This window comes from Fodinibius sp. (assembly GCF_041642155.1).
Taxonomy (GTDB): Bacteria; Bacteroidota; Rhodothermia; order Balneolales; family Balneolaceae; genus Fodinibius.
The window spans coordinates 23,748-34,598 of record NZ_JBEPWZ010000006.1 but is presented as its reverse complement, the minus strand read 5'-3'; the positions used below and the strand labels follow the sequence as shown (position 1 = coordinate 34,598).

The following is a 10,851-nucleotide window of genomic DNA, read 5'->3' as shown; positions in this document are numbered from 1 at the left end:
TTTGGCAGGGACGGGGATAGAATAGCTATTTAAAAGATTTAAAACTTTTTTATTTTTTGTATCTTATCTATCGTCTTTTCTACCAGGAAATTCAACAAAAAAGTCCCTATGAGTGAAATTCAGCCCAGTGTCAGCTACAGCTTTACCATGCGCCTGTATATCGAAAACAAACCGGGCATGCTGGTTAAAGTACTGAACGTCATTGCAGAACACAAAGGAGATCCCGGCGCTGTGGATGTCGTCCGCGTTGAAGGGCGCTACAAGGTACGCGACCTCACGGTAAGTGCCCGGGACGAAAAACATTCCCGTGCTATCGTAGAGGAGGTCAAAAAAATTGACGGTATTAAAGTTCACAATGTATCCGACCGGGTATTTCTGCTCCACCTCGGCGGAAAAATCCGCATCGAAAACAAGGTGCCGGTCAACACCCGTGATGCGCTCTCTATGGCCTACACGCCGGGAGTGGGACGTGTTTGCGAGGCCATTGCTGAAGAGAAGGACAAGGCCCATACCCTCACCATCAAGCAGAATTCCGTGGCCGTGGTCAGTGACGGTTCGGCGGTACTGGGACTCGGCAATATTGGGCCCGAGGCCGCGATGCCCGTTATGGAGGGAAAAGCGATGCTCTTTAAGGAATTTGCTGATGTCGATGCCTACCCCATATGCCTGGATACCCAGGAGGTCGATGAAATAGTCAGCGCCGTGACATGGATGGCGCCCGGCTTTGGAGGTATAAACCTTGAGGATATTGGCGCCCCCCGTTGTTTCGAAATCGAAGAGCGATTAAAGGAGATCCTCGATATTCCCGTATTCCACGACGATCAGCATGGTACGGCTGTCGTAACACTGGCAGCCACGATCAACGCATTGAAAGTCGTCGGCAAGGAACTCTCCGATCTCCGTATTGTTATCGTCGGCGCCGGTGCCGCCGGCGTGGCGATAACCCGTATACTGCTCGAAGCGGGAGCGGAGGAAATTCTCTGCTGTGATCGAAATGGCATTATTAACCGAAATAACCTTTCGGAAAGGAATATCAGTAAAAAATGGATCGCCAAAAACACCAACCCGGAGAATACGTCCGGATCGCTTAAGGATGCCGCGACAGGCGCGGACCTGCTCATCGGCGTAAGCGGGCCCGGAATCGTGCCCCGAAAAGCGATTGAGGAAATGGCGGAAGATCCAATCGTCTTTGCGCTCGCAAACCCCGTGCCCGAGATCAGGCCGGAAGAAATAAATACCATTGCCCGCATCATAGCTACGGGAAGGAGCGACTATCCCAATCAGATCAACAATGTACTGGCATTCCCGGGACTATTTCGCGGAGCTCTGGACGCCAGGGCCAAGGATATCAATGAGTCCATGAAGCTCGCTGCCGCCCATTCTATTGCGAACTGCATTAACGAAAATGATTTGGGAGAAGAATATATTGTCCCCAGCGTATTTAACAAACAAGTGGTACGGAAAGTCGCTAAGGCTGTTAAAAAAGCGGCATACAAAAGCGGGGCTGCAAAACGAAAAAAAGTAGAAACAGCCGCTGAATTATAAAAAGGAGGTATGATGAAAACGTTTCTGTGCTCTTTCATCCTGGCGCTTATCGGCTTTGCGGGTTGTCAACAAAGCAATGAAGGAAAGAAAGAGGCGGAAGACTATCCCATCATGACGGTCACCGGCGAGATTCCTTCCTCCGAAATGGACACTACCCTCATCCACGAGCACGTGCTGGTAGACTGGATCGGAGCCGACAGCACCGGCTACCACCGGTGGGAACGTGACGAAGTCACCGAACGGGTGCTTCCATTCCTCCGGGAAGCGGGCGGACAAGGGGTACAGACCATGCTCGAGTGCACCCCGGCTTACCTGGGACGCGATCCCGGGCTGCTTCAGAAGCTTTCCGAGCAATCCGGGATTCAGATACTCACCAACACCGGTTATTACGGGGCCGTGGATAATAAGTTCATGCCGCGGCATGCCCGCCAAGAAAGTGCTGAGGAACTTGCCGCCCGCTGGATTGATGAATTCCGATACGGTATTGAGGATAGCGGTGTGAAACCGGGATTTATCAAAATATCGGTCGGCGGTGAAGGGCCGTTATCCGATCTGCATCAAAAAATTGTACGTGCCGCTGCACTCACCCATCTGGAAACCGGCTTGACCATAGTATCTCACACCACCGGGGATAAGCCGGCCTTGTCCCAAATTGAAATATTGAAGGACATGGGAGTGTCTCCCTCTGCATGGGTGTGGACCCACTCGCAGGCTGGAACCCTCCAAAGCCAGATTGAGATTGGTAGAAAAGGTGGCTGGATCTCTCTCGATAATTTTAGCTATGCCCCGGCCGATAATGGTAATAACGACGACAGTATAAACTGGTTTGTCGAGCGCATATCGGAGCTGGACGAGTCCGGCCTCCTTAACCGGGTCCTTATTTCACACGATGCCGGCTATTATAATCCCGATGAAGAAAACGGGGGTGATTTTCGGACATATACTGATATCTTTGAATACCTCCTCCCCGCCCTCCGAAAAAATGGATTTACGAAAAGTGATATTGATCAGATGCTGGTCCGAAATCCACGGGAAGCCTATGGAATTCGAGCGAGAACCACACAATAAACATTTTGGCTATCAATCGTGCGACGGCAATAGTAGTCGACTGGTGAACTTTTAAGTAAAGGCTCCATTATACAACAAAAGCCGCGTTAATGACGCGGCTTTTCTTTTTTTCCACTGTGATATTTACAGGTATAGGGTACATGTTAATGTACTTCTATCCTCCGGCCGGCTTTTTCTTTCAGTTTGGGCACCCTCACCGTCAGTACGCCATTTTCATAGTTGGCCGTGATATTATCCTCATCAATAATATCAGGCAGTGGCAGTGATCGTTCAAACTTGCCAAAACGGCTCTCTACACGATGATACTTGCGGCCCTCATCTTCTTCAAATGTCCGCTCACCGCTTATCCTAAGCGTATGGCCTTCCATGCTTATATCGATATCATCTTTACTGATTCCCGGAAGCGCGAGGGTGACCTCAAATGCCTTTTCTGTTTCATAGACGTTGAGCTCGGGGACAAATCTACCGCTGCCCCAGGAAAAAGCGTCTTCCATAAATTCATCAAGTATGTCAGAAAAATGATTTTTTGGGTTTGCGTTTGATGTAGTTAATAAGCTGGTTGGAAGTGTATTATTTCTCATCAGCATAGCTATACCTCCTAACGATTTCATTAGCAGTTTATAGTTACTCATGAGTGATGGAACTCCATCACCTTCTGGTATCATTAGAGCAAATGCTGTGCCAGCAGATTGACATACGTTCTCGTATTGTAAAATTGACAAAATGGATACGGAAAACTCTATCTTTTTGTCAAAAATTGTGAAAAAAAGTCAGCCTATAAAGTCCACCGATTACGAATCCGCCTATTGGGGGCACATCGGCCAAACATCTCATATTTATATTAATATTAAATTCTCACGCTATTTTTCTGTAGTTTATGCCATTCAACTAACCAATTTCTTTCGGATATGTTCGGATCGGAACCGTTAAGCAATATGAAGAAAAAAAGCCAGATCATCTTTAACTCCCGATTTTTGCAGAATCTGACCATACTGGAGCGGTCGGAATTTTTGCAGTATTGCCACCGGCGCAAATACAAAAAGAATGAGTATATCTACTATAAAGGCGATCCCGGCACCGGCATGTACTTTATTGAGGAGGGAAAGGTAGAACTTATTTTAGAGGTGGAATCAGATCAGGATCAAAGCCCCTACTCATATGTCATTGAGGCCCCGGAAAGTTTTGGAGCTCTATCCATCGGTTATGAAATTCGGCGGATTTCCAATGTAAAATGTCTCACGGATTGTACCCTTTTGGGATTCTTTAAACCCGACTTTGAAACGCTGAAAAATCGGCATCCTGTTATTGCCGTTAAATTTATGGAAACGCTGGCCATGGTAGCAATGAAACAGCTCGAGATTGTAACAAACGAGCTCAAAAATCAAGTGGGGGTCAAGCATGCCCTTTCCCTGCAGTTCGAGTCTTTGATGAATCCCAATAATAATGACGGACTACTTTAATGCCACTTAAAAAAGGAACAGAAGCCGAGTTTACCATCGAGGACGCTGCTTTTGAAGGCAAAGGTATTGCCAAAGTTGACGGGCTGGCCGTTTTCGTACCCAATACGGCTCCGGGGGACCGGGTCAAAGCCCGCATAACAAAGAGCAAGAAAAATTATCGCGAGGGCAAACTGCTTGAAGTGCTGGAACCAGGTCCCAGGCGTATCGATCCGAAATGCCGCCATGCCCGGGAATGCGGCGGGTGCAGCTGGCAGCATGTGGACTACCAGTACCAGCTGGAATTTAAATCCGAGCAGGTACAGGACCACATGGAACGCATTGGGGGCTTTGATGCCATTGGGGTAAGAGACACCATCGGCTGTGAGGATCCTTTTTATTACCGAAATAAGATGGAATATTCCATCGGGGCCCGGCGCTGGCTGAGTCCCGAAGAAATTAATCGTGATGAGTATGTGGATGACCACTGTTTTGCGGCGGGGCTGCATGCACCGGGGCGGTATGATAAAATCCTGAATCTCCGGGAATGTCACCTGCAGGATCCCGTTTCTTATCAAATCCTGGATTTCGTGCGATCCTGGTGCATTGACCATAAGGTTGAACCCTTCAATATTAAACGCCGGAAAGGGTTTATGCGGAACGTCGTTATACGCACCTCCGAATATACCGATGACCTGATGGTCAACCTGGTGAGCTATAAGGATGAACCGGAGATTATGGAACCGCTTTCCGAAGCGCTGCTGAAAGAGTTTCCTCAAATTACGACAGTCATCAACAATGTCAACGACCGGTCGAACCCCACGGCCGTCGGTCGTTACGAAAAGGTTATATACGGGCCGGGATATATTACCGATCGTATCGGATCGTATGAATTTGAAATTAATGCCAATTCTTTTTTTCAGACCAATACCCGGCAGGCAGAACGGCTATACGCCGTGGCCAGGGAATATGCGGATATCCAGCCGGGAGATACGCTCTTTGACCTCTACTGCGGGGTCGGGACCCTCACCCTTTTTCTCAGCGACAAGCCCAGCCGGGTCCTGGGAATTGAGCTGTCCAAGGTAGCCATCAGGAATGCGCAAAAAAACAGCCAGAAAAACAACGTTGACAACGTTGATTTCCTGCAGGGGGATATCCAGGAGGTCTTCGGGGAAGAGATCACCGGGGAGTACGGCCATCCCGACTGCCTTATTACCGATCCCCCGCGGGCCGGCATGCACCCGGATGTGGTCGAGCACCTGAACACCCTTAAAGTGCCGAAGCTGGTTTATATCAGCTGCAACAGCTCTACCATGGCGCGCGACCTGAAAAAACTAAGCGCCGTCTATGCCATTGAAGAAGTACAGCCGGTCGACATGTTTCCACAGACTTACCATATTGAAACGGTTGCGAAACTCCGGCTAAAAGATGAAAACTGACAGCCTGGAACTCTTTAGGATCTATTATTGGCCTCGTGAGACTACGCTAATTGCATCATCTCCCCTTTGAAGTCCTTACTGCTCACGGTTACGGGATGAGCAGAATAATTTATAATTTGCCCTATGAATATACTACTCACTGGTGCTACCGGTTATATCGGCCAACGGCTGCTCCCTGTACTTCTGGATGAAGGACACCATGTGATTTGCTGTACGAGAGATAAACATCGCTTTGATACTTCCCCATACCCTGCTGACCAAATCGATGTTATTGAAGTTGACCTGTTAGAGGCCTCCACCCTAAACGTTATTCCAAAAAATATTGACGCCGCCTATTATCTGGTTCATTCGATGTCCTCTCATAACGATGATTTTGAGACCCTTGAACAACAGTCTGCTACCAACTTTGTAGGGCAAATGAAGCATACTCATGTCGAGCAGATTGTGTATCTAAGCGGAATCATTAATAGCGAAAAGCTTTCCAAACACCTGCGCTCACGAAAAAAAGTTGAGGAGATTTTATCTTCCGGCTCTTTCTCCCTGACGACACTTCGGGCGGGCATCATTGTGGGTTCCGGCAGCGCATCCTTTGAAATTATTCGCGATTTGGTCGAGAAACTACCCGTGATGTTAGCTCCGAAATGGCTTAATACGCGAACTCAGCCCATCGCTATCCGAAACGTCATTGCATATTTGAAAGGTGTCCTGTTGCAGAAGGAAACCTATGACCAAAGTTTCGACATCGGAGGCCCGGAAATCCTGACCTATAAGCAAATGCTGCTTCAGTTTGCTGACGTTCGAAATCTAAAACGTACCATTATCAGTGTACCGATAATGACTCCACGGCTTTCCTCTTACTGGCTGTATTTCGTTACCTCCACTTCATACAGGCTGGCCGTCAATTTAGTAAACAGTATGAAAGTAGAAGTGGTATGCAGTGAAAATAAGCTCCACGAAATGCTCAACATACCCCTGTTGTCCTATAAAGAGGCTATTCGAATGGCTTTCGATAAAATAGAACAGCAAGAAGTTATTTCCAGGTGGACCGATGCCCGTTCTGGTGAAATATTGAAAGAAGGAATTTCCAATCTTATCGAGGTTCCCTCTTACGGTTGTTTTAAGGATCATCAACAACAGGAAATAGAAGATAGACAGCTTATTTTAAACCGAATTTGGTCCATCGGAGGAGAAACCGGCTGGTACTACGGCAATAATCTCTGGGCCCTTCGTGGTTTTATTGACAAAATAGCCGGGGGTGTCGGTTTACGACGAGGACGCAAAAGCAGTAACAATTTATCTGCCGGGGACTCACTTGATTTCTGGCGGGTGCTCTATGCCAGCCGAAAAGATCAACGCTTACTCTTATACGCAGAGATGAAGCTGCCCGGAGAAGCATGGCTTGAGTTCCGGATAAAAGATAACATCCTCTATCAAACAGCCACCTTTCGTCCCCTGGGAGTATGGGGACGCCTGTACTGGTATGCCTTATATCCCATTCATATATTTATTTTCAAGGGAATGATTCAAAATATAGCTAAAAATACTACCCAACGTTAGATATGGCTTTTTACCAGCAGTTTCTCTCAGAATTTCTTGCCCCAGATACCGACGGCAACCGGGACTTTGTCTGCCCTGCCGAATATCTTCGACCTGTCACTCGGGATTATATAGGCTTCCAAATCATTTCGCATGAACTTTGTACTGTAATGTATAATATTAAGATATGATCATTAGCTATAAAGTAAGTCTCTTTTTAGGGATAAAACTGATTGGATAACGCAGATAACACACATTTAGAGCATATGAATGTTATTGTCATCGGATCGGGACTGGGCGGCCTGTCAGCGGCTTGCCTGCTGGCCTCGAAGGGACATAATGTTACGGTCCTGGAGAAAAACAGCAAGCCCGGCGGGAAAATTAATGAGGTCAAAGCCCAAGGCTACCGGTTTGATACGGGTCCCTCGCTGCTGACCATGCCCTTTGTTCTGGAGTCGCTGTTCGACCAATGCGGCACCGCTATGGATAATCATCTTACGATTGAAGCCATAAATCCCATTTGTCGCTATTTCTTTGAGAATGGGACCCGGTTTGATTGTTACCGGGATACGTGCGTCAACATTGCCCAGATACAGGCGTTCGCCCCGGATGATGTACAAGCCTACCGGGAGTTCATGAACTACTCCCGGGAACTCTACCAAAAGACGAAAGAGGCCTTTCTTTTCAATCCCCTTTACGGGCTCTCCGATGTAAGCTCCCTGAAACTGACTGATTTCTTCCGGGTTGATGCACTCAAAACGGTGGCCGAACGCATCGACCGGCAATTTAAGTCACCGGAACTCCAAAAATTCTTTAAGCGGTTTACCACCTATAACGGTTCCTCTCCCTACCTGGCGCCCGCTACACTGAACGTGATACCCCATGTAGAACTCAGCATGGGTGGCTATTATATCAAGGGAGGTATGTACCGGCTCGTCGAAGCCTTAGTCGACGTAGCCGGTCATCTCGGCGTAGCGTTTTCGATGAACATCGACGTTAAAAGAATCACGGTGAAAGATCGCCGGGCGACCGGTGTTGTAGACGAGGCGGATCATTTTTACCCGGCGGACCTTGTGGTTTCCAATGCGGATGCATGCGAAACCTACCTGAATCTGATGGAGTCTTCGTCTGTCTCTTCTTTAAAAAAGAGGACGCTAACCCGCATGGAACCTTCCTGTTCGGGGTTCGTGCTCATGCTCGGTATTGATAAGACCTACCCGCAGCTTTCCCATCACACCATCTTTTTTTCGGGAAATTACCGCCGGGAGTTTTCCCAAATTTTTGAGCGTCAAATGATGCCCGACGATCCGACCATCTATGTGGCCAATACCTCGCATTCGGATCCGGGACATGCCCCTGGCGGGGGATCGAACCTGTTTGTGCTGGTAAATGCCCCTTATCTGACCGAAAACAGTCGATGGGATAAGCGGTCTTCCGATTATAAGCATGCCCTGATCAAGAAACTGGAACAACGCGGGCTGGATGGATTGAGGAATCATGTACGGTATGCAAAGGCGATTACGCCCGCTGACTTCCAACAAAAATACCGCAGCTACCGGGGGAGCATCTATGGCACCTCCTCTAACAGCCGGTTTTCCGCTTTCCTGCGTCCCCGCAACAAATCGCGGTCTGTAGAGGGACTGTACCTCGTGGGGGGAAGCACGCATCCCGGCGGGGGCATTCCGCTGGTGGTCCTCTCCGCCTTTCATGCGACGGAACTGATCAGTCGCTACCGGGAAGTATAGTTATGAACAGCTCCTCACCTTACAAATTTCCAACCCTAAATTATTTCTCTCCCAGATTAATCACTTCCATATCCTGTATCCTGCCCTCATCGATATTAAAACGAACACAGGTGCGGTACACCTGAACGCCATAATGTCCCGCTGCTCCGGGATTAATAAACAGCATTTTATTTTTCTCCTGGTCGCGGCCTATTTTCAGAATATGTGAATGTCCGCATATAAAAACGTCAGGCGGATTTTTCTCCATCTCCTCTCGAATAGGAAGGCAATAGCGTCCCAGCACTCCGCCGATATGCGTCATCCAAAAATCGATACCCTGCCGGTTAAAGCGCTGGTGCATGGGGTACTCCTGCCGAATATCCCGGCCATCGATATTACCGTATACCCCCAAAAGCGGAGCTATCGCCTTGAGTTCATCAGCGACAGCCAGGGCTCCGAAATCACCGGCATGCCAAATTTCATCCCGGTCCTCAAAATGATCCAAAACCTCTGGATCAAGATAGCCGTGGGTATCCGAAATTAAACCAACTTTTATCATAAATTTTTTGAAACCTCTTTTTTGCTGAAACTAATAAGCCAGTAAGGTACAAAGTTCTGTCATTTCTCAAAATAGTACTTTATGGAAAACGAATAACCCAGCGCAGAAATTTCCCAAAGAATCATATCAAACGCTGTTAGGGTTAATCTATCTGCGGCAAGTACATTCGGTCACGTGAATAACTACCATTGTTCCAGTTCCGGATATCTCCTTCTCTCCACTCAGGTATTGGTACTCCCGGATAATACGTCGGTTTACTCATACTGCTGCTTTTTTCTTAGCGGGATTAGAGCTCTACATATTATCAATTTCAAAATGTTAAAAGAAATTCCGGCTGGCTTTTCCTATACTAACCCCTTTATCAACTGATGATTCACTTTGCAACTTATGCCCTCTTTCAGCATTATTATCGTATCCTGGAATGCCCTACATCACCTCAAGAAGTATCTGCCGAGTGTGGTGGCTACGAGCTATGCCGAATATGAAATTATTCTGGCGGATAACGCCTCTGACGATGGATCCAAAGCGTGGGTTCGCGAGCAGTACCCCGACGTGAAAATTGCGGCGCTGGATGAAAACTATGGCTACTGCGGCGGAAATAACCGGGCAGTCCCATACGCAAGCGGCGATATTCTGCTTTTCCTGAATAATGACGTCCGCGTGGAACCGGACTGGCTGGATGCGCTCGCCGAATGTTTTACCGACCCGGAGGTAGCCGCTGCGCAGCCCCGGTTCAGATCCGATAAACAGCCGGAGTATTTTGAATACGCCGGGGCGGCGGGAGGTTTTTTGGACCGCTATGGCTACCCTTTTTGCAGGGGACGTATTTTCGATACCGTCGAGAAAGATGAGGGCCAGTATGACAATCCGAAGGATATTTTATGGGCCAGCGGGGCGGCGCTGGCGGTCCGGAAAACATTATTCGAGGAACACGGTGGTTTTGACGAGGATTTTGAATTCCATATGGAGGAGATCGACCTGTGCTGGAGACTCTGGAACGCCGGGTATAAGGTCCGGTATTGTCCCCACAGCATTATCTATCACCTGGGTGGCGGCTCGCTCCCGATGGAATCGCCGCGCAAGGTATACTATAACTATCGGAATAACTTAACGATGCTCTGGAAGAATTACAGCGCGCAAACGTTGCATCACCACTTCTGGATACGTTACGGTTTAGATCTCCTGGCCGCTCTGCGATCCCTGTTGCGCGGCAACTGGGCTGAATACAAGGCGATCGTCCGCGCCCATTACCATTTTTGGCAATCTTTCGGCCCGACCCGCCAAAAGCGGGCCCGCCTGCAGGAGAGGCGAACCGTAAAGAAGGATCCATCCCCGATTCTCCCGGTGAATATTGCAGTGGAGTACTTCATCAAACAAAAACACACCTTTACAGCCATATTCCCGACTTCAGAAGAATCATGAATTCCGTGAGCAGCCCCAATTATTGTATGCTGTATAGTGCCCGCAAGAGGGCTTTGCAAAATCCGTGTCACCCTGACCGCTTTCAATAACACATGAAATCTGCCCAGTTGATTCATCTCCTT

At 48.3% G+C, this 10,851-nt stretch carries 9 protein-coding genes; 7 read left to right on the top strand and 2 right to left on the bottom strand.

The window, feature by feature from the left end:
- The first annotated feature begins 108 nt into the window (after nucleotides 1-108).
- Both ACESLU_RS01135 and ACESLU_RS01130 read left to right on the top strand, forming a co-directional pair.
- A complete protein-coding gene (locus ACESLU_RS01135) occupies nucleotides 109-1,545 on the top strand; it encodes an NAD-dependent malic enzyme (protein WP_372633945.1) in 1,437 nt (478 codons plus the stop codon).
- Nucleotides 1,546-1,554: 9 nt separating this feature from the next.
- Nucleotides 1,555-2,613, top strand: coding sequence for a phosphotriesterase (locus ACESLU_RS01130; protein WP_372633942.1), 1,059 nt, complete (start codon nucleotides 1,555-1,557; stop codon nucleotides 2,611-2,613).
- Nucleotides 2,614-2,756: 143 nt separating this feature from the next.
- Here the strand turns inward: ACESLU_RS01130 and ACESLU_RS01125 are convergent, their stop codons facing one another.
- Nucleotides 2,757-3,107, bottom strand: a complete 351-nt coding sequence (locus tag ACESLU_RS01125; protein ID WP_372633939.1) for an Hsp20/alpha crystallin family protein — start codon at nucleotides 3,105-3,107, stop codon at nucleotides 2,757-2,759.
- A gap of 441 nt (nucleotides 3,108-3,548) precedes the next feature.
- Between ACESLU_RS01125 and ACESLU_RS01120 the strand changes: the two genes are divergently transcribed.
- The 4 genes from ACESLU_RS01120 (at nucleotide 3,549) to ACESLU_RS01105 (ending at nucleotide 8,769) form a co-directional block, all read left to right on the top strand.
- Nucleotides 3,549-4,073 (top strand): cyclic nucleotide-binding domain-containing protein, encoded by a 525-nt coding sequence (locus tag ACESLU_RS01120; protein WP_372633936.1) that lies wholly within the window; start codon nucleotides 3,549-3,551, stop codon nucleotides 4,071-4,073.
- Nucleotides 4,073-5,488, top strand: coding sequence for a 23S rRNA (uracil(1939)-C(5))-methyltransferase RlmD (gene rlmD, locus ACESLU_RS01115; RefSeq protein WP_372633934.1), 1,416 nt, complete (start codon nucleotides 4,073-4,075; stop codon nucleotides 5,486-5,488). The genes ACESLU_RS01120 and rlmD overlap by 1 nt, the downstream gene beginning before the upstream one ends.
- 123 nt (nucleotides 5,489-5,611) lie before the next feature.
- A complete protein-coding gene (locus ACESLU_RS01110; RefSeq protein ID WP_372633931.1) occupies nucleotides 5,612-7,045 on the top strand; it encodes an SDR family oxidoreductase in 1,434 nt (477 codons plus the stop codon).
- 245 nt (nucleotides 7,046-7,290) lie between these two features.
- On the top strand, nucleotides 7,291-8,769 hold the full coding sequence (locus ACESLU_RS01105; RefSeq protein ID WP_372633928.1) for a phytoene desaturase family protein: 1,479 nt from the start codon (nucleotides 7,291-7,293) through the stop codon (nucleotides 8,767-8,769).
- Nucleotides 8,770-8,809: 40 nt separating this feature from the next.
- Here ACESLU_RS01105 and ACESLU_RS01100 read toward each other — a convergent pair whose 3' ends face one another.
- Entirely contained in the window at nucleotides 8,810-9,307 is a 498-nt protein-coding gene (locus ACESLU_RS01100; RefSeq protein WP_372633925.1) for a metallophosphoesterase, read from the bottom strand.
- 387 nt (nucleotides 9,308-9,694) lie between these two features.
- On the opposite strand from ACESLU_RS01100, the gene ACESLU_RS01095 reads away from it, so the two are divergent.
- The gene (locus ACESLU_RS01095; protein ID WP_372633948.1) at nucleotides 9,695-10,729 is read left to right on the top strand and encodes a glycosyltransferase family 2 protein; all 1,035 of its coding nucleotides are present in this window, start codon (nucleotides 9,695-9,697) and stop codon (nucleotides 10,727-10,729) included.
- Nucleotides 10,730-10,851 lie beyond the last annotated feature (122 nt).